This is a genomic window from Duodenibacillus massiliensis (assembly GCF_900128485.1).
Classification (GTDB): Bacteria; Pseudomonadota; Gammaproteobacteria; order Burkholderiales; family Burkholderiaceae_F; genus Duodenibacillus; species Duodenibacillus massiliensis.
In genome coordinates this window covers 334,437-353,380 of sequence record NZ_LT635861.1, presented here as the reverse complement: position 1 = coordinate 353,380, position 18,944 = coordinate 334,437, and the positions used below count along the sequence as shown (strand labels likewise).

Annotated in this window: 17 protein-coding genes, 2 tRNA genes and 1 pseudogene; 10 read left to right on the top strand and 10 right to left on the bottom strand. The window is 56.0% G+C overall.

The features are described from left to right. Positions 1 to 133 precede the first annotated feature (133 nt). From gltX to BQ7486_RS11965, 5 genes and pseudogenes are all read left to right on the top strand, one after another. Complete coding sequence (gene gltX / locus BQ7486_RS09080) at positions 134 to 1,537, top strand: glutamate--tRNA ligase (RefSeq protein ID WP_022373870.1); 1,404 nt, start codon at positions 134 to 136, stop codon at positions 1,535 to 1,537. A gap of 93 nt (positions 1,538 to 1,630) precedes the next feature. Then, positions 1,631 to 1,707: transfer RNA gene (locus BQ7486_RS09075), tRNA-Arg, on the top strand. Between the two features lie 128 nt (positions 1,708 to 1,835). Next, positions 1,836 to 1,964 carry a hypothetical protein gene (locus BQ7486_RS12400; RefSeq protein WP_268874093.1) on the top strand — a complete coding sequence of 43 codons (129 nt, stop codon included), beginning with the start codon at positions 1,836 to 1,838 and terminating at the stop codon, positions 1,962 to 1,964. Positions 1,965 to 2,124: 160 nt separating this feature from the next. After that, positions 2,125 to 2,310: pseudogene (locus tag BQ7486_RS12525) on the top strand (IS256 family transposase); the annotation flags it as partial. A 326-nt stretch (positions 2,311 to 2,636) separates the two neighbouring features. Beyond that, entirely contained in the window at positions 2,637 to 2,783 is a 147-nt protein-coding gene (locus tag BQ7486_RS11965) for a hypothetical protein (protein ID WP_154666321.1), read from the top strand. Positions 2,784 to 2,863: 80 nt separating this feature from the next. Here BQ7486_RS11965 and BQ7486_RS09065 read toward each other — a convergent pair whose 3' ends face one another. Beyond that, entirely contained in the window at positions 2,864 to 3,214 is a 351-nt protein-coding gene (locus tag BQ7486_RS09065; protein ID WP_074009779.1) for an Arm DNA-binding domain-containing protein, read from the bottom strand. A gap of 203 nt (positions 3,215 to 3,417) precedes the next feature. Then, positions 3,418 to 3,493: transfer RNA gene (locus BQ7486_RS09060), tRNA-Ala, on the bottom strand. Between the two features lie 248 nt (positions 3,494 to 3,741). Between BQ7486_RS09060 and BQ7486_RS09055 the strand changes: the two genes are divergently transcribed. The 3 genes from BQ7486_RS09055 (at position 3,742) to BQ7486_RS09045 (ending at position 8,406) form a co-directional block, all read left to right on the top strand. Next, positions 3,742 to 6,585, top strand: a complete 2,844-nt coding sequence (locus BQ7486_RS09055) for a valine--tRNA ligase (protein ID WP_074009778.1) — start codon at positions 3,742 to 3,744, stop codon at positions 6,583 to 6,585. Positions 6,586 to 6,815: 230 nt separating this feature from the next. Then, entirely contained in the window at positions 6,816 to 7,229 is a 414-nt protein-coding gene (gene tnpA, locus BQ7486_RS09050; protein ID WP_074009096.1) for an IS200/IS605 family transposase, read from the top strand. A gap of 109 nt (positions 7,230 to 7,338) precedes the next feature. Further along, positions 7,339 to 8,406, top strand: coding sequence for an RNA-guided endonuclease InsQ/TnpB family protein (locus BQ7486_RS09045; protein ID WP_235836729.1), 1,068 nt, complete (start codon positions 7,339 to 7,341; stop codon positions 8,404 to 8,406). A gap of 50 nt (positions 8,407 to 8,456) precedes the next feature. Here the strand turns inward: BQ7486_RS09045 and BQ7486_RS09040 are convergent, their stop codons facing one another. The 8 genes from BQ7486_RS09040 to hemN form a co-directional block, all read right to left on the bottom strand. Further along, positions 8,457 to 8,885, bottom strand: coding sequence for a YbaK/EbsC family protein (locus BQ7486_RS09040; protein ID WP_074009777.1), 429 nt, complete (start codon positions 8,883 to 8,885; stop codon positions 8,457 to 8,459). A gap of 70 nt (positions 8,886 to 8,955) precedes the next feature. Next, positions 8,956 to 9,198 carry a FeoC-like transcriptional regulator gene (locus BQ7486_RS09035; RefSeq protein ID WP_022373191.1) on the bottom strand — a complete coding sequence of 81 codons (243 nt, stop codon included), beginning with the start codon at positions 9,196 to 9,198 and terminating at the stop codon, positions 8,956 to 8,958. Between the two features lie 110 nt (positions 9,199 to 9,308). Further along, a complete protein-coding gene (feoB, locus tag BQ7486_RS09030; protein ID WP_074009776.1) occupies positions 9,309 to 11,672 on the bottom strand; it encodes a Fe(2+) transporter permease subunit FeoB in 2,364 nt (787 codons plus the stop codon). A 46-nt stretch (positions 11,673 to 11,718) separates the two neighbouring features. After that, the gene (locus tag BQ7486_RS09025) at positions 11,719 to 11,946 is read right to left on the bottom strand and encodes a FeoA family protein (protein WP_022373194.1); all 228 of its coding nucleotides are present in this window, start codon (positions 11,944 to 11,946) and stop codon (positions 11,719 to 11,721) included. A gap of 9 nt (positions 11,947 to 11,955) precedes the next feature. Further along, entirely contained in the window at positions 11,956 to 12,198 is a 243-nt protein-coding gene (locus BQ7486_RS09020; protein ID WP_074009775.1) for a FeoA family protein, read from the bottom strand. A 238-nt stretch (positions 12,199 to 12,436) separates the two neighbouring features. Beyond that, a complete protein-coding gene (locus tag BQ7486_RS09015; RefSeq protein ID WP_074010116.1) occupies positions 12,437 to 13,345 on the bottom strand; it encodes an NAD(P)-dependent oxidoreductase in 909 nt (302 codons plus the stop codon). Positions 13,346 to 13,356: 11 nt separating this feature from the next. Continuing rightward, a complete protein-coding gene (sbcB, locus tag BQ7486_RS09010) occupies positions 13,357 to 14,922 on the bottom strand; it encodes an exodeoxyribonuclease I (protein WP_074009774.1) in 1,566 nt (521 codons plus the stop codon). Positions 14,923 to 15,073: 151 nt separating this feature from the next. Then, positions 15,074 to 16,474, bottom strand: coding sequence for an oxygen-independent coproporphyrinogen III oxidase (hemN, locus tag BQ7486_RS09005; protein WP_074009773.1), 1,401 nt, complete (start codon positions 16,472 to 16,474; stop codon positions 15,074 to 15,076). A 316-nt stretch (positions 16,475 to 16,790) separates the two neighbouring features. Here hemN and fnr point away from each other — a divergent pair, with 316 nt between their 5' ends. Next, complete coding sequence (fnr, locus tag BQ7486_RS09000; protein ID WP_022373199.1) at positions 16,791 to 17,612, top strand: fumarate/nitrate reduction transcriptional regulator Fnr; 822 nt, start codon at positions 16,791 to 16,793, stop codon at positions 17,610 to 17,612. 228 nt (positions 17,613 to 17,840) lie between these two features. Next, positions 17,841 to 18,905, top strand: coding sequence for a class II fructose-bisphosphate aldolase (fba, locus tag BQ7486_RS08995; RefSeq protein ID WP_022373200.1), 1,065 nt, complete (start codon positions 17,841 to 17,843; stop codon positions 18,903 to 18,905). Positions 18,906 to 18,944: the final 39 nt, after the last annotated feature.

Below are 18,944 nucleotides of genomic sequence, written 5' to 3'. Positions count from 1 at the left end.
GAAAATTTTTTGAAGGCCGATATTTTACCCGTAAGCGCTAAAATGCTGAATTCTGTTGAAATCTCAGTCTGACGGCACCGATCGAAAAAATAAAGGCGCCTCACCTGCGTTCAGGATTACTTAGAGAATTGTGATGAAAGAAATCCGTACCCGTATTGCTCCCTCGCCCACCGGCATGATGCACCTGGGGACTGCCCGTACCGCCATTTACTGCTGGGCTGTGGCCCGGCACCTGGGCGGCAAGTTCCTGCTGCGCATCGAAGACACTGATCAGAAGCGCTCCACCGATGAGGCAACGCAGGTCATTCTCGATTCGATGAAGTGGCTCAACCTCGACTACGACGAGGGCCCCATCTATCAGATGGATCGTCTGGACCGCTACCGCGAAATCGTTGATCAGATGCTCGCCGACGGTCGCGCCTACAAGTGCTACGCCACCCCCGAAGAGCTCGATCAAATGCGCGAAGAGCAGCGTGCCAAGGGGCTTAAGCCCCGCTACGACGGCCGCTGGCGTCCTGAAAACTGCGTCGGCCGCCCGATTCCCGAAGGCGTCAAGCCCGTGATCCGTTTCCGCAATCCCGATGACGGCGACGTGTCCTGGGATGATGCCGTTTACGGCCCGATCACGATTTCCAACAAGGAACTCGATGACCTCATCATCATGCGTGACGGCATTCCCACCTACAACTTTGCCGTGGTGGTGGATGACTGGGACATGAAGGTCAGCCACGTGATCCGCGGTGCCGACCACATCAACAACACGCCGCGTCAGATTAATCTGTATAAGGCCCTCGGCGCCGAGATTCCGATTTTTGCGCACCTGCCGCTTATCAACGGGCCTGACGGACAGAAGCTTTCCAAGCGCCACGGTTCGGTGTCGGTGATGGAATACGAAGCCCGCGGGTTTCTGCCCGAAGCCGTCTTCAATTACCTCGCCCGCCTCGGCTGGGGCCACGGCAACATGGAAAAGTTCTCGCGCGAAGAGCTGGCCAAGGTCTTTGACCTTTCCGACTGCTCGCGTGCCGCAGCCCGCATCGACTTTAAGAAGTTCGAGTGGCTCAATGCCCAGTACATGAAGGAAGCCGATGACAAGCGTCTTGCAGACCTCACCCGTGCGCGCATTGAAAAGCGCGGCGGCAAGGTTGAAGGCGGCCCGTCGCTTGCGGGCGTCTGCGGCCTTTTAAAGACCCGCGCCGCCACGCTTGAAGCGCTTGCCGATGCCGCCCTCTTCTTCTATAAGCCCCTCGAGCGTGATCCGGAAGCGGTAAAGGCCGCTTTGGCTGACGGCAACAAGGAAGCGCTCCTTGCCTTCCGTGAAGAAGCTGCCAAGCTTGCAACGTTTGATGCGCCCTCCATTTACGGTGCCATCAAGGCCGTCATGGAAAAGCTCAACATCAAGATGGGCCCGATTGCCACACCGCTCAGAGTTTTGGTCTGCAACGTTGACCGTACGCCGCAGATTGACAAGACCCTGGAACTTTTCGGCAAAGACGAAGTGCTTGCCCGCATCGACAGCGGTCTGGCGATGGCAGCGTAAGACCTGAATTTCTGCTCACCGGCACGGCAGTTGCACTTTTAAAAGTGTTTCTGTAAAATGCCGGTCTCTGCTTGAGAGGGCAGAAAAAAGTGTGCGCCGGTAGCTCAGTTGGATAGAGTACCTGGCTACGAACCAGGGGGTCGCGGGTTCGAATCCTACCCGGCGCACCAGAAATTCATTAAAAACCGTGAAGCAGCAATGCCTCACGGTTTTTTGTTATCCGCGCCCGGCGTTGCTCCGGCATCTATCGGCGCAATTGCCGACTGCCGCTTCCTGCTTTGTCTTTTCCCGTCCTACAATGAGCGGACGTTTTGGCCGCAATCCCTCGGTTGCGGTATTTGTCTTGACAAATACCGGTCTCATCCTCTACGAGCTGATGTTCAAACGTAAGCGCGCAGCGGTTGTGGCCAAGCAGGGCTACGAATAACGTCACCCGGTTAAGCTGAAATGAAAGCAGGCACCTTCAAAAGAGAAAGTGCCTGCTTTTTTGTCGAAACTCCCGAGGATGTAAGGTTTTTTGTGTCCAGGCGATAATAGCGCTCCCGTAGGGCGCGAAAGGAATCACCGTGGCACCCCGTACACCCAAAATAAACGACACCGTAAAATTTACCGACCAGCAGCAGGCCATTCTGAACGATGCCGTAGAGCAACTGATGGAAGCCGGCGGCTTAGCGGCCTTAACGCAGGCTCATTTCAACGAAGCGATGAAGATCGTAGCCCAACGCTTCATCAACGCCGCCCTGCAAGGGGAACTGGAGCACCATTTGACACGCCTTCCCCCTCCACAGCCTGCCGGCCGTTCCGGGTCGGCACGTCAAATGCCTTTCTTTTGTCCCTTTTGGAGGTGGGTCAATTTTTATGTCGTTTTGAGGGTCAATTCTTATGTCGCTTGACACTGAAGATCGTTTACCTTTCCCTGGCTCGCTGCACATACAGCGGGCCGATGGAGTGGGAACGGATACCTCTGGTCGAAGTAGTTGATTGGGAACGAGCTTTAAATGCCTGTCTGAAGGCTGAAACAAGAGCAGGAAAAGGTAAATAGAGCAACCTTTCGCACTATACTTCTACTGGAAGTGTTAGGCGTCTTAAGGGGCCGACCATGGTTGCTTTTTTTGATCTTGTCGGGGCGTTGTTTAATCTGCTTACGGCAGTGATGAATTTCATCGTATTGCTTTTGCAATTGGCGATGGCAGGCGTGTTTTTCTATTTTCTGCTCTATTTCTGCTACCTGCTGTTGTTCTGCTGATGGAGTTTTCCATTATGCTGGTTTCCGGGCTCGCATTTGCGGGCCTTTATTTTGCCCGGAGAAAATATGGGACTTAAGGACTACGCGATTGCCTTCACCGTATCGGGCAAGCTGGCAGGAACGTTTAACGATACGTTTGCTGAGGCGGGAGACAAAATCGGAAAGTTTGAAAGACAGATTGAGTGATCAACGATCTTTCTGAGCTCCATGGCCTTCGCCCGGGCGTCTTTGAGACTGATGTCAGCGACAGATCCGAGGCCGATCATGGTGCGGCGGCCGGTATTGCGGACGCGGTAACGATCCACGTACGATCTTGTTACGGAATCTTTGACACTGAGGTAAAGGCCGTCGGCACCGCCAAGAGCGGTCAGACCGCCCTTTGTGATGGCATTGACTTCACGGGAAGTCAGTGTTTTTGCGGCTTTGGGCATCGTGGGTATAACTGTTTTTAAGGGATATGGCGAAACAGTACCACAGTTATACCCAAAGTTATACCCAAAAAAAAACGGCTTCGAACGAACAATGTCGAACGAAGCCGGATTTCTGTACGGCACCTTGTGACGCTCAATTCAATGCATTGGCGCAGTATTTACGCGGTTTCAAACTGCATTGAACTTCCTATGGAATAGGCAAGTGGTGGAGATGAGGAGGATCGAACTCCTGACCTCTGCATTGCGAACGCAGCGCTCTCCCAGCTGAGCTACACCCCCAAATTTTTCTCACGAGAAAGACCAATGTCTCTTCGTAGGCGGTGCATTCTGCCTAAGTCGAAAGAAAAAATCAAATTTTTTTTCTGAAAAGCTCATAACCTGGCTCCAAGCAAACAACGACTTTTTCCGGCAAGCGCTGCTCTTCTCGCATCCGTTAAATCGTGCGAAAATTACAGGTCCTACAGATTTTCAGCCGGACGGAACGCGTTTTTGTCCCGCCCGTACCTATTGTTTTTTGAAAGTTCATCATGAGTCAGACCACCTCCAACGAACTCGCCAAAAGCTTTGAGCCGGCCGACATTGAAGCGCGCTGGTACCCCGTCTGGGAAAGCCGCGGCTACTTCAAGGCCGGCAGCGACCCCGCCAAGCCCGGGTTTGCCATTCAGCTGCCCCCGCCCAACATTACGGGCATCCTGCACATGGGCCATGCCTTCAACCAGACCGTGATGGATTCTCTGACGCGTTACTACCGCATGCAGGGCTACAACACGCTTTGGCTGCCCGGCACAGACCACGCCGGCATCGCCACGCAGATCGTGGTGGAACGCCAGCTGCAGGAAGAAGGCACTGACCGCCGCGCGATCGGCCGCGAAGCCTTTATCAGCAAAATCTGGGAGTGGCAGAAGTATTCCGGCGGCACGATTCTCAATCAGATGCGGCGCTTAGGCGACAGCCTTGACTGGTCGCGCCTTTACTTCACGATGGACGACAAGTTAAGCAAAGTCGTCAAAAAGACCTTCGTTCAGCTTTACCGTGAAGGTCTCATCTACCGCGGCAAGCGCCTCGTGAACTGGGATCCGAAGCTGCAGAGTGCGGTGAGCGACCTTGAAGTCGAAAGCGAGGAAGCTCCGGGCCACCTTTGGGAGATCCGCTATCCGGCCGCTGACGGCGGAGAAGGCGTCATCGTTGCAACGACCCGTCCTGAAACGCTTTTCGGTGACCAGGCCGTTGCCGTTCACCCCGAAGACGAGCGCTACAAGCACCTTGTCGGAAAGATGCTCAAGCTTCCGCTCACCGACCGCCTGATTCCGGTGATTGCCGACGAATACGTCGACCGTGAATTCGGTTCCGGCTGCGTGAAGATCACGCCTGCGCACGACTTCAACGACTTTGAAGTCGGCAAGCGCCACAACCTTGAGATGCTCAACATCCTCACCAAGACGGCGACGATGAACGACAACTGCCCGGAAAAGTACCGCGGCATGGACCGTTACGCCTGCCGTAAGGCCTGCGTCGAAGACTTAAAGGCGCAGGGCCTGCTGGTGGGCATCAAGGACATCAAGCACATGGTGCCGCGTGTGACGCGTACCGGTGAGGTGGTCGAACCCATGCTCTCCGAGCAGTGGTACATGGCGATGAGCAAACCCGCCCCCGAAGGCAGTCTCTTCCCGGGCAAGTCCATCGGAGAAGTGGGCCTTGAAGCCGTCACCTCGGGGGAAGTGAACATCTTCCCGAAGGAATGGCAGGGCGTTTACCGCCAGTGGCTCGAAAACATTCAGGACTGGTGCATCAGCCGTCAGCTCTGGTGGGGCCATCAGATTCCGGCCTGGTACGACGAAAAGGGCAACGTCTACGTTGCTGAAAACGAAGAAGAAGCTCAGGCTCAGGCCGGAGAAGGCGTCAAGCTCACCCGTGACGAGGACGTCCTTGACACGTGGTTCAGTTCCGCCATGGTGCCCTTCTCCACATTGGGCTGGCCTGAACCCCGGGGCGAAGACAAGGCCGCTTACGACCTCTACCTCCCCTCGACGGTTCTCGTTACCGGTTACGACATCATCTTCTTCTGGGTTGCGCGCATGGTCATGATGACCAAACACTTCACGGGCCGCGCTCCCTTTAAGAACGTCTACATCCACGGTCTCGTGCGTGATGCCGAAGGCAAGAAGATGAGTAAGAGCGAAGGCAACACGCTCGATCCGCTCGATCTTATTTCCGGCATTGACCTTGAGTCGCTCGTAAAGAAGAACACCCGCGGTCTGCGTCAGCCCGAAAAAGCCCCGCAGGTTGAAAAGCGCCTCAGAAAGCGCTACCCGGACGGCATTCCCTCGTTCGGCGCCGATGCCCTGCGCTTTACGATGGCTGCCTACGCCACGCTCGGCCGCAACGTGAACTTTGACATCAAGCGCTGCGAGGGCTACCGCAACTTCTGCAACAAGCTCTGGAACGCCACACGCTTTACGCTCATGAATATCGAAGGCAAGGACTGCGGCACCGGTGAAAACGCCGGCAAGCCCATGAGCTTCTCCTTCGTTGACAAGTGGATCATCTCCGAATTTGAGCGCACCGTGAAGGCCGTGAAGGACGCCTTTGCCGACTACCGTCTCGACAATGCCGCCAACGCCATCTACAGCTTTGTCTGGAACGAGTTCTGCGACTGGTACCTGGAACTTGCGAAAGTGCAGCTTTCTGACGCCGATGAAGCCGTGCAGCGCGCCACGCGCCACACGCTTGCTACGGTGCTTGAAGCAACACTGCGCCTGGCGCACCCCATCATCCCCTTCATCACCGAAGAGCTCTGGCAGAAGGTGAGCCTTGCGGCCGCAACACGCCGCCCGGACGAAGAAACGAGCATCATGATTGCCCGCTACCCCGAGTTCGATGAAAAGGCGCTCGACGCTTCGGCCGATGAAAAAATGGGCCTGATGAAGCAGATGATCGATGCTGTGCGTAACCTCAGAGGCGAAATGCAGCTGTCTCCCTCCGTGCGGGTTCCGCTTGCCGTTGAAGGGTGCGACGCCACGGTGAAGGCTTTTGCCGGGTACCTTTCGGCGCTTGCACGCCTTGCAGGCGTTGAACATGTCGCAGACATCAATGCGATTAACGAAGGTGCCGTTGCGCCGGTCGCGATCGTCGGCGACTTTAAGCTCATGCTCAAGGTTGAAATCGACATTGACGCCGAACGCGAACGTCTCACCAAGGAAGTCGCACGCCTTGAAAATGAGCTCAAGAAGTGTGAGGCCAAACTTTCCAACGCCTCCTTCGTGGAGCGCGCGCCCGCGGCGGTTGTTGACCAGGAAAAGAAGCGTCAGGCTGACTTCGCCGCCACCCTTGAAAAGGTGAAGGCGCAGCTTGCACGTCTGCCCAAAGCCTAAAGCAGGGTTTCCCTAAAAAAAGGCCTGGATGTTCCAACAGCATTCCGGCCTTTTTCTTTTTATGCGGCAAGCGCCGTTTCTTCTTCTCGACAGCCTTTACAGACGTCGCCCCAGCTTTCAGGCTGAGCAAGCGCTTCCAGTTCATAGAAATTCCGCGAGGAAACCCGCGTCTTCAGACGCGGGAGGAATCGCGGCTGTTTTTATTTTAAAAAATTGGTACCATACGCACTATGCTAAGCATCGTTTACAGCAGAAACTGCGTCTATCAGACAGCTTACCATATGGTATGGTGCCCCCAGTACAGGAAATCCGTTCTCAGGGGTGGTGTTGCGCAGTCTCTGCGTGAGTTGCTTGAAAGTATATGCGCTGAAAGAAAGTATGAGATACTTTCTTTGGAAATTCAGCCGGATCACCTGCACCTGTTTGTCAGTTTTCCGCCGTCCGTCAGCATTGCCGACGCGGTGAGAGTATTGAAGGGTGCCAGTGCAAGGATGCTGCTGATGCGGCATCCGGAACTCAAAAATGAACTTTGGGCAGGCCATCTTTGGTCGCCTTCTTACTACGTCGGAACAGCAGGCAGTGTCAGTGCAGAAACGATCAAAAGCTACATCGAAAGGACTGAACACATCCGCGGACGGCGTTAGGCGCGTTGAAGGGAGCGGCAAGTGTGTCCGCACAGCCTGCGTTCGGCTGGAACTACTCGATCCGGCAGCACACGAAAAGCTCGCAGCGACGCAGAGACTCTATGCGCAGGTGTGTAACTTTGTAGTTCCGACAGTAGCGGCGGACCGCACGAAGAGGCTCTGGCAGCGTTTCACGCTGCATCACGCAGTTTATGACAAGATCAAGGCAAAATTTCCGGATCTCGGCAGCCAGTATGCCTGTAACGTCATCCGCTCGGTGTCGGCAGCCTACAAGACGGAGCTTGCCAAGCATCCGGCACAGCTCAAAAGTGAGGACAAGAAGCTCAAGACGCTGGTGTTCAGGCACCCCTCGGTTCACGTCGACAAGAACACGCTGACATTTTTCCCTGACGGCACTGTTTCAATTTCAACCATCAGCGGTCGGATTCGGGCACGTCTGTGCCCCGGCCCTTTTCAAAAAGAGTTGCTGGCTTCTGGAAAGCGTAAGGAGTGCAACCTTGTTCTGCATCCCCGGAGAGGCCGGAAAGAAGCGTTTTGGGAGCTTCACATCGCAGTGGAGTCCCAAGGTTGTTCGGGCGAAGAGCATTTAAAGAATCTGAAAGCCGACGAGATCATGGGTATTGATGTCGGCGAGAACAATATTGCGGCCGTCAGCACGGGCCGTATTTGGAAAGCAGGAGCATTAAAGGATAAAAGAGACCGATATATGAGTCAGAGAAAGCGTCTTCAGCGCAACGGCTCTCAGAGTGCCAGACAGCACCTGAAAAAAGCCTCAGGCCGAGAAAGACGCCATGTGACGCATGTCAATAACGTTGTAAGCAAAGAGATTGTGCAGGAAGCCGCAAAGCGGGGTATCAAGTTAATCGCCCTGGAAGACCTGACGCATATCCGGGATCACATCAAGGCCGGGAAACGCATCAGAAGCCGACTGCACCGCTGGTCTTTCCGTGAGTTGCAGGAGATGATTGTTTACAAAGCGGCAGCCGCTGGAATCCGGTGTGTTTTCCTGGATCCGCGCTATACAAGCCAGACATGCTCACAGTGCGGGGCACCGGGCAAACGCCATAAGCACGGGTTCCGATGCAGCCAATGTGGTCACCTTGCGCACAGCGACTTGAATGCGAGCCGCAACCTGCAGGGTCTGTGCCGACAGCTGTCAGCACAGGGGCTGATGTAAACCAGCCTTATGTTGGGCCGTGTGATGCGGTTACAATAAATCCCCCGTCTTCAGACGGGGGATTGTTTACTAAGTTTAAGAAAGACCGCCGTATGGTCGGCTCCGGCCGCAGGCCACACCGAGTCAAAACGCTTCAGTGACTCATCCAAAAACACCCGAACGCCCGGCTTTAAGGCAAAGGGGCAGACGCCGCCCGGCGCGTGCCCGGTGAGTGCCTCCACCTCATCAAAGGCAATGAGATGCGCCTTCTCACCGAAACGGTGCTTGTAGGTACGGTTGTCAATCTTGGCGTCGCCGGCGGTAACAATCACTATCGGACCGGTCTTAAGCCGCAGAGAAACCGTCTTGGCAATGCGCTCAGGCGCGCAGCCCAGGGTTTTTGCCGCCAGCTCCACCGTTGCGCTTGAGCCGTCCAAAATCCGCAGGCGGTCAGCAAAGCCGCGCGCCGTCATAAACGCTTTTACTTCTTCAAATGCCACTCTGTCTTCCTGAAAAAAAATCCCGCCGAGGTTTCGGACCAGGGCGGGCAGACAACCGGAAAAAGACGCATCAGTCCTTACGGATCCAGCGCCAGGCGCGCTGCGCAGGCATCACGTCGGTGCAGCCCGTGCACTGATCCTTGCCGCAGCAGTGTTCGCCCGTAGCGATCAGGCGCACGTCACCCTTGGCGGCAAGCCGCTCGCACATCATGGCGATAACGGGAGCCGTTGTCAGAAAACGCCGCGCAATCTGCTCTTCACCGATTGTTCCCTGTTCCTTAATAAAAGCCTTGAGTTCAGCCGTAGAAACCATATCCGTTTTGTCCTTTGTCGGGTATCAAAACGAACATACCCGGCAGTGTATTGATTGCACAGCCGGGTATGTTCTCACTCAGACGCTTGATTTAAGCAATGTCTGACATATTACTGCGCAGCGATCGGAATCACCTTGGGGGCATTCAGACGGGCGCGCTTTACATAACTTCTCATCCAGAAGACCATACCGACGAGAAGCACCGCAGCGATCACGATGGAGAGAATGGCGTACATCGGATCCTGACTGAAGGTCCCCAGACGGTAGACGATCGTGGAAGTCGAAAAGCCCATGATCGTGGTCCAGCAGGCGAGGAACACCGTCCAGACTGCGCCGGCTTCACGGAAGACCGCAGCCACCGCCGCGCCGCAGGGCATGTAAAGCAGAACCATCAGGAGGTAGCAGAAGGCGGCAAAACCGGTACCGAAGAGCTGATGCATGATGCTCACGGAGTCAACCGAGACTTCCTGCTCTTCAGCCGCAGCTGCCGTATCGCTTAAGTCACCGACTTCGATACCGAGCGGATCGAGCAGTGCGCCGCCCAGGCCCGCGAGGTTTTCACCCACCACGCCCACGGCTTCCTTAGTGATGTCGACAAGGCTCCAGCCCGCGTCTTCTTCAGCTTCTTCAGCCGGAGCAGCACCGTCGGCGGCAGCCGCCTTCTTGTTGGCTTCAGCCGCCATCGTTTCATAGAGGGAGTTCATCGTACCGACGACGGCTTCCTTTGCGAGAATACCGGTGAAGATACCCACGGCAGCCGGCCAGTTTTCTTCCTGAACGCCCATCGGCTGGAAGACAGGAACAATCGTCTGACCGATCTTGGAGAGAACGGACTTATCGCTATCGGCGTTACCGAAGGAACCGTCGACACCCCAGCTGTTTAAGAACTGCAGGCAGGCAACGATCACAACGATCACCTTACCGGCACGCATCACAAAGCCCTTGAGGCGGTCCCACGTACGGATCATGACGCCCTTGAAGGTCGGCATATGGTACGGCGGAATTTCCATCACAAAGGCAGAAGTTTCACCCGTGAGAACGAACTTTTTGAGGATAAAGCCCGTAAAGACGGCAGCCACAATACCGATGAGGTAAAGAGCGAACACGAGGTTCTGGCCGTTGGTGGGGAAAAAGGCTGTTGCAAACAGAACGTACACCGGCAGACGGGCGCCGCAGCTCATAAACGGAGCCATCATGATCGTGGTGATACGGTCAGCCGGACGGTCAATGGTGCGCGTTGCCATAATGGCGGGAACGTTGCAGCCGAAACCGACAATGAGGGGCACGAAGGCCTTGCCGGGCAGACCCAGACCGCGCATCAGGCGGTCCATCACGAAGGCCGCACGGGCCATGTAGCCGGAGTCTTCGAGGATGGCCAGGAAGAAGTACAGGAAAAAGATCACCGGGATGAAGGTGGAGACGGTCTGAATACCGCCGCCGATACCGTCAGCGAGGATCACCTTGAGCCATTCGGGGCAGCCGATGCTTTCAAGCAGCTGACCGAACCCGTCAACGGCTACGCCGCCCACGAAGATATCGAAGAAGTCAATGAAGGCTGCGCCGAAATTCTGCGTGAAGAGGAACATCACGTACATCACGAGCAGGAAGATCGGCAGACCGAGCCAGCGGTTCAGAACCACGCGGTCGATCTTATCGGTGACGGTTGCGGAAACTTCGCCTTCGCGCTTAATCGCCTTTTCAGCGATGCCGGCCACAAACTGGTAACGGGCATCGGCAATGGCGATATCAAGGTCACCGTCAAATTCCTTGTTCAGAGGTTCGACGATGGGCTTGACGGCATCCACAGCGCCCGAAGGGAGCTTATCGGCAATCCCGGGGGCGTTTTCCATGAGCTGCACGGCAAACCAGTTGGGGCGTTCAACACCGAGCTTGGCAAGCTGATCTTCAACGGCGTGAGCGCAGTGGGTAATCTTTTCGTCAAACTTAACGGTCATCGGCGGCACGAAGGGCTTCTTCAGGAAGTCGCTGATGGCGCCCTTGAGTTCCTCAACACCCCTATTGCGGGCGGCGACCATACCGATCACCGGGCACTTCAGAAACTCCTGAAGCGCTTCCAGATTGATCTTAAGGTGGTGGGCTTCGGCAATATCGAGCATGTTCACAACGACAATCATCGGAACACGCATTTCGATTAACTGCGAGGTGAGGTAGAGGTTACGCTCGAGGTTGGATGCGTCAACGATGTTCACGACGCAGGACGATTCATTCGTGAGAATGTAGTCGCGCGCGACGCGTTCGTCTTCACCGGCTGTGCTCGCAGGCGTAATGGAATAAATGCCGGGAAGGTCGACGATTTCGATGTCTTCGCCGTTGTAGCTGTAGTGACCGACCTTCTTTTCAACGGTGACGCCCGGCCAGTTGCCGACTTCCTGATGCGCACCGGTGAGGGCGTTAAAAAGCGTTGTCTTGCCGCAGTTCGGGTTACCGACAACGCAGATTGTCTGCTTGGACATGTTGTGTGATTCCTCAGTTGGAATGTTCTTTGCCGGAAAACCCTCTTTATGAGAGGGCAACCTCCATGATGGCGGCCTCGTCCTTACGGACGCTGATGAAGCTACCTCTTACCCGAATTTCAATCGGATCGCCCAGGGGGGCGATACGCACAACCTCAAAAGAGGTACCGGGCGTGGCGCCGAGCATCAGCAGACGACGGCGGTATTCCACTGCGTCCTTGCTGTAACTGACGATACGGCCCTTGTCACCGGGCTTGAGATCTTTCAGCAACATGATTCTTCCTTAGTGAACGTAAATCTTTTCTGCCGTGGCGTAGTTAACGCCGATACGGCCGTCACCGACAGCGACCAAAATGGTCTGATTTTCGCCGCCGCACAAGATGCGGACAGTGCTCCCGTGGCGCATGCCGAGGTCAGAGAGACGGTCAGCCTCCCCCTGCTCAAGCTTCATCTTCACGACCACTGCTTCAACTCCCTGCGGCAGTTCAGATAATTTTTTGAGCTGCGACACACCACTGACTGACATTTTGTTTACTGCCTTCCATAAAACAACTACTTAAAGCCAGCCTTAAATACGGGCCGACCTTCACAAAACGGGATACTAATGAGAGTTATTCTCATTTGCAAATTTTTACAACTGTTCATACTTTCCGAAAACCATAAAAAAAACGCCCCGGACCAGTAAGCACGGGCTGTGCCGGGATCTGTGGCGTTTTTTCAGCAGCTATTGGTTGTTTGCAACTAATAGCCTGCAAATTACAAGGTTATTTTTTCTTCGGCAGGCGCTTAATGAGTGAAGACGTGTCAAAACGGTTACCGCCCAGCGCCTGGACATCTCCATAGAAACTGTCAACCAAGGCCGTAACCGGAAGGCTTGAACCGTTGCGGCGGGCTTCGGCAAGCGCAATACCCAGATCTTTTCTCATCCAGTCAACGGCAAAACCGAAATCAAAGCGGTCTTCAAGCATGGTTGTGCCGCGCGCAGACATCTGCCAGGAGCCTGCCGCTCCCTTTTCAATGACCTTGAGCACCGTCTTCATGTCAAGCCCCGCGTTTTCGCCGAACCGGATGGCTTCGGAAAGCGCCTGAACAAGCCCTGCGATACAGATCTGATTGCACATCTTTGCAAGCTGTCCGCTGCCTGCCTCCCCGATACGCGTGACGGCGCAGGCGTAGGCGGCAATCACGTCCTTAACGCGCTCAAAATCCGACGTGTCGGCCCCGCACATCACGGTGAGAATCCCTTTTTCGGCACCGGCCTGACCTCCGGAGACGGGCGCATCGATAAAGTGCCGGCCGTTTGACTTGAAAAGCGTAGCCGCCTCGCGGGCAACACCGGCCGAATCCGTCGTGTTGTCCACGAAAACGGCGCCCGCCTTCATTCCGGCAAGCGCCCCGTTTTCGCCGAGAATCACGCTTCTTAAATCATCGTCGTTTCCGACACAGGCAAAAACAACGTCAGCACCGGAGGCTGCCTCCTTGGGCGTGAGGGCACGGCTGCCCCCGAATTCCTTCACCCACTTGTCAGCCTTGGCCGTGGTCCGGTTATAAACGGTCACGCTGTGACCGGCTGCGAGAAGGTGGCCTGCCATCGGATAACCCATAACACCCAGACCGATAAAGGCAACACGCCTGGGTTCGGTCACCGGATAAGCTGCTTTCTTTTCAAACATGATCTGCGTCCTCACTGAGGTGTGTCTTCGGTCTCATCGCCGCCTTCACAGTACTCTCCCAGGGCTTCACCCCAGGCGTAAAGCGCATCTAAAACCGCCTGACGCGCCTCGTACTTGGCTTCATCGATCGTGCCTTCCGCAACGAGCGTATCGTTAATCTCGGCCTGACGGTCGATTTCGTTAAAGTAGTCTTCAAAGCCGCGCACCCCCGGAATTTCACCGGAAAGTCTTTGGGCACAAAACGCGCGGCGCGCTTTCTTTTCTTCCGGAGTGAGTGTCTCAGGCCAGTTGCGAAGCCGCATGCGCCAGAGCATTTCCTTAAGGCGCGGATCTTCAAACGAAAGCCTGCCTTCAGCCACGGCCTGCGTGAGATCAGCGGGCGAATAGCTCTGGGCCCGGATCATGAGCGTGCGGTCATTGGTGGATATAAGTCCGCCGTAAAGCGCGGCATCCAGATCGGGCTGCGCCGCCTCTTCGGGCTTTTCTTCCGGCATCCGGCTTGAATAGACTGGGCTCACAAGTTCCTTCTGAATTTCCGCAAGATGCTGCATGTTTTCCAGGCAGCGCGCTTTATCAATACCGAAACGCGCACAGACAGCATCCGTCAGAACCCGCAGGTCATTACAAACAAAAGGCGACTGATTGACCTTGAGGGAGGCAAGCGAGAGGCGCTCTTCGCCGTTAAGTTCCTCGCGCGTACCGAAGGCGCGGCGGCGGATTTCTTCCGGGGGCATACCAACCAAAACCCGCGGATCCTCGCGGCAGTCCCAGACGAGGTATTCGTTTTTGTTGACGGGCGCAATCGTAATCGGCAGCACCACACGGATGTAGCCGCGCTTCTGCCCCGCTCTCGGATCCACCCACACACAGGGTTTTCCGCTTTCCAAAGCCGCCACAACCGATTTCTTGCTGCGGTTGGCAAGAGCCCACTGCCAGAGCTTGGGCTGCTTGCCGGCAATTAACTTTGCAAGATCAATCGTTGCTTCAACGTCGCTTGCGGCGTCGTGTGCGTGGGTGTGGGAGATGCCGTTGGCCTGAGTGAGTTTTTCAAGCCGGAAGGTCACGAGGTCTGCGCGGGCCGGATCAACGCCCCCCGTCAGAGGCCATTCAATGCCTTCGGGCCTGAGGGCCCACACCGCAAGAACAAAGGGAAAGAGATCCCAGCGCGAGCAGCCGTTCGCCCACTCCCGCTCATAGGCATCGTAAAGGTTGCGCCAGAAGAGGTTTCGGGTCACCTCATCGTCAAAGCGCATGGAGTTGTAGCCCACGGAGAGTGTCTCGGGCTCGATCATCGCAGCCCGGATTTTTTCCGCAAAGTCGTGTTCGCAGCACCCCTTCGCTTCGGTGAGCTGCGGCGTGATTCCGGTCACCAGGCATGCCGTGGGCTCCGGCAGATAGTCCTGCGAAGGTTTGCAGTACCAGATGTCGGGCTCACCCAGACGGTTAAAGTTCATGTCGGTACGGATACCGGCAAACTGTGCCGGCCTGTCGAGTTTTCTGTCCAGGCCGAAGGTTTCATAGTCATGCCAGTAAATCGTGGGCCCGACGGCTTTTTCTGTTTCAGGGAGTTCCGGCATAGGTTGAACTTTCTAAATTAAAGGCTTGATCTTTTGACTCTAGCACGCCGCCCGGCGTTTGGCTTGCCGCGGCGGAAACAAAAAACCTGCAGCAGGCGCTTGTGACGGGCGCCCGGCCTGCAGGTTTTCTAATGCTGGGCAGTGTGCCCGCTTAAGCGATCTTGGAGTAGCCGCCCGCGCGGTCGGATTCACGCAGATAGCGGTCAAACTGCATCGCAACGGCGCGCACGAAGATCTTGCCCTTGGGGCTCACGATGATCTTTTCCGGCGTAAGAACCACGAGTTCGTGCTTGGCGTAGGCCTGCAGCTTCTTTAATTCATACGCGAAGGTTTCATCGAAGTTGATGCCGAATTCAGCCTCAATCGCGCGCTTGTCGATTTCAAAACGGCACATCACCGTCATGATGACCGCACGGCGCAGCTTGTCTTCTTCCGAGAGCCTAAAGCCGCGGCAGGTCGCAAGACGTCCGGCGCGGATTGCCTCAGCGTACGGCTCCACGTCGCGGGGATTGCAGGCGTAGCCGCCGCCCACAAAGGAAATGGAGCTTGCGCCCAAAGCGACCATATCGCATTCGGCTCGAGTGGAATAGCCTTGGAAGTTACGCTGAATGGTGCCGTTAATCTGGGCAATGGAAAGCTCATCGGTTTCCTTGGCGAAGTGATCCATCCCGATGTAGCGGTAGCCGTTGGCGGTCAGGCGGCGGATCGCATCAAACATGATGTTGACCTTTTCCACCGTGGAGGGCAGGTCCGCGGGCAGAATCCGGCGCTGCGCCTTAAAGTGATTGGGCAGGTGCGCATAGTGGTAAAGCGCGATACGGTCGGGCGAGAGTTCAATCACCTGATCAATCGTCTTTTTAAAGGTCTCCCGGGTCTGCTTGGGCAACCCGTAGATAAGATCCATGTTGATCGAGTGAAAGCCGTTGGCGCGGGCCTCCTGCATCAGATCGCGCGTCATCTCAAAGGGCTGGATGCGGTTAACCGCCTTCTGCACGTCCGGATTAAAGTCCTGAACACCGAGACTCATGCGGTTAAAGCCCGCACGCTTTAACGCCTGTACCTTATCGGCCGGGCACGTTCTCGGATCCACTTCGATCGAAAACTCGCCGTCCTTTGCGAAAGGAAAGCGCTTGGCGATTTCGCTCATCAGGTACTCGATCTCGTCGTTATCGAGAAAGGTCGGCGTGCCGCCGCCCCAATGGAGCTGCTCAAGTTCCGTTGAACCCGTGATAAAGCCCTTCACAAGATCAGCTTCCTTGAGAAGCACCTCAAGATAGTCCTTGGCGCGGCTGTGGTCGCGCGTCACGATCTTGTTGCAGCCGCAGTAAAAGCAGACGTCGTGGCAGAAGGGAATATGGGCGTAGAGCGAAAGTCCCGCGGGCTTTTTCGCGTCCTTGCGGCCCGCGAGTTCGGCTTCATAGTCTTTTGCGGTGAACCCGTCGTTGAAACGGTCAGCGGTCGGATACGATGTGTAGCGCGGCGCCGGCACATCAAATTTCTTCAGCAGTTCGGAATCAGGCAGTTCCACACCGCGCATTACAGGGTCAGACATCGGGGCACCTCAAAAAGTATGACCAAAAACAAAAGTTCGCCGAAGACAGCGCGCTATTCATGCCTTCATTGACAGACGTCAACACTGTTAATAGTATTGGTACTTTCTGTGGTGTAAGGCAAAAGCGCTTTCTGCGGGCACTTCCGGACCGCAACAATCCGGAACTGCGCATTGTATGCAGACATTCTCCCGACGGGAATGTCGCTAAGTCTAGGCGCAACAGATTATTTTTTTATTACCCGGCGCCGTTTTTTGCGTCACTGTGATGCAATTCATCTGCGGCCGGCCCGATAACCAGCGGACTCACTGAAAAAAGATGCTCAACAACCCCAACATCAACATGGCCACGCTCAGAGTCGCCTGTTCCAACTGCAATCTGCGCGAACTGTGCCTGCCCGTCGGGTTGAACCTCAAGGAAATCGAGCAGCTCGAAGAAATTGTGAGCACCCGACGCCGCGTCAAGCGCGGCGATGCGCTTTACCGTGCAGGCGACAAGTTTGAAGCGCTTTACGCAATCCGCCTGGGCTTTCTTAAAAGCGCGGTGATGTCCAGTGACGGTCGTGAGCAGGTCACAAGCTTTCATATGTCGGGCGACATCGTGGGCCTTGACGGCCTGGCAAGCATGGTCTACTCCAGTGACCTCATCGCCCTGGAAGACACGGAAGTCTGCATTCTGCCCTTTGCGCGGCTTGAAGAACTTTCCGAAGAAATGCCCACTTGGAGCTCGCACTTTCAAAGGCTTTTGGCGCGCGAAATCGTGCGTCAGAACGGCGTGATGCTGCTTTTGGGTTCCATGCACGCCGAAGAGCGGCTTGCCGCCTTCATTCTCAATCTTTCCCAGCGCTTTGAACAGCGCGGCTACTCCCGCAGCGAATTTGTGCTCCGCATGACGCGCGCCGAAATCGGCTCTTACCTGGGGCTGAAACTTGAGACCGTGAGCCGCGTGCTCTCACGCTTTTCGCACGACAACCTCATCATCGTCAACCAAAAGCACGTGCAGATTCTCGACTTTGATGGACTTCGCGCGATCGTAAGCGGCCAGACGTTCTTTGACAACCACAGTGCCCAAGTCAAAAACGACATGAAGACTCACAAGACCGCAAGAGGCATTGATGACTTGGTGGCACCTTCGGAATAAGCCCGCCCCGCCTTTTTCCGCCCGACTGTTGCTGCGTGCAAAAGTTGCCGCGCAGCCGGGCCCTGTGCCGCTAAAATAGCGGCATCATTTTTTTCGGAGAGTCTCTGAAGAGGGGGCGTTTGCGCGTTGTCTTCCGCGTGTTGCGCAGCGCCCGCTTCCGCGCCTAAATCTCAAGCAGCGGAGGTTTCAGGGAGCATTCTCCTTCATCACTATTGGAGCATTGCGCAAATGGCACTTGTGAGCATGCGTGAGCTGCTGGATCATGCAGCCGAAAACGGTTACGGCGTACCGGCCTTCAACGTCAACAACATTGAGCAGGTTCAGGCCATCATGACCGCCGCCGCAGAAGTCGACGCCCCGGTCATCATGCAGGCTTCTGCGGGCGCCCGTAAGTACGCCGGTGAAGCCTTCCTCAAAAACATGATCGAAGCCGCGGTCGAAACCTGGCCCGATGTGCCGGTCTGTATGCACCAGGACCACGGTCAGAGCCCGGCGGTCTGCCAGATCGCCATGCGCATGGGCTTTACCTCGGTCATGATGGACGGGTCGCTGATGAGCGACGGCAAAACGATCGCCCCCTATGACTACAACCTCGCCGTCACCAAGCGCGTGGTGGAAAACGCCCACTGCATCGGCGTTTCCGTTGAAGGCGAACTCGGCTGCCTCGGCTCCCTGGAAACCATGAAGGGCGACAAGGAAGACGGCCACGGCACCGACGCCACGATGACGCGCGATCAGCTTCTCACCGACCCGGATCAGGCCGCCGAATTTGTCCGCGAAACGCAGCTTGATGCCCTTGCGATCGCAATCGGCACGAGCCACGGCGCCTACAAGTTCACCCGCAAACCCTCCGGCGACATTCTTTCCATTGAGCGCGTCAAGGAAATTCACGCGCGCCTGCCGAACACTCACCTCGTGATGCACGGTTCGAGCTCCGTGCCGCAGGAGTACCTCGCTGAAATCCGCGAGTTCGGCGGACAGATGCGCGAAACCTACGGCGTGCCGGTCGAGGAAATTCAGGAAGCGATCAAGCACGGTGTGCGTAAGGTGAACATCGACACGGATATCCGTCTTGCGATGACCGCTGCAATCCGCCGCTATCTCGTTGAAAATCCCGACGGCTTTGATCCGCGCGCCTACCTCAAGAAGGCCCGCCAGGCTGCCTACGAACTCTGTAAGAGCCGCTACATCGCCTTCGGCTGCGAAGGTCAGGGCAGCAAGATTCACGCTACGCCCCTTTCCGTGATGGCCTCGCGCTACGCTGACGGCACGCTCGCTCAAAACGTCCGTTAAGAAAGCAGCACAAGACACAGACAAAGCCTGCCGAGAGCA